This window comes from Vibrio sp. HI00D65 (genome assembly GCF_001635455.1).
Classification (GTDB): domain Bacteria; phylum Pseudomonadota; class Gammaproteobacteria; order Enterobacterales; family Vibrionaceae; genus Vibrio.
In genome coordinates, this window is the sequence record NZ_LWEH01000171.1 from 1 (window position 1) to 373 (window position 373).

1 protein-coding gene is annotated in these 373 nt (G+C 41.3%); it reads right to left on the reverse strand.

What is annotated here, in order from left to right; all coding sequences use genetic code 11:
- A partial coding sequence (locus A3712_RS14535; protein WP_197465832.1) for a hypothetical protein occupies positions 1–240 on the reverse strand: 240 nt, incomplete at its 3' end.
- Positions 241–373 lie beyond the last annotated feature (133 nt).

The following is a 373-nucleotide window of genomic DNA, read 5'->3' on the forward strand; positions in this document are numbered from 1 at the left end:
TTCTCTTCTCTCTGCTTCTCTCATCTTACGAGTTAGTTTCGCAATACGAGCTTGTACACCTTTACTGTATTCTTCTAATTTACCGTCTTCTTGTTGCGTTGTTTCTTGTTCTACTGTTTCTGTTTCTTGTTTCGGCGCTTCTGTTTCTACAACAGACTCGTCTTTTGTTTCTTCGATATCCACTTCTTGATCAGGTCCTGATGTATCGAGTGGTACCATCTTTTTGTCTTCTTCTGGCATAGTTATCCTCCTATGTTAAAACTCATGCAAGATGTCCTCTGGACTATCAATTGTTGCTAACACTTCATCGTCGTTTAGCAGACGCATCTCCCCACCCTCTATCTTAATTCGGCTGCCTGCATATCTTGCAAAC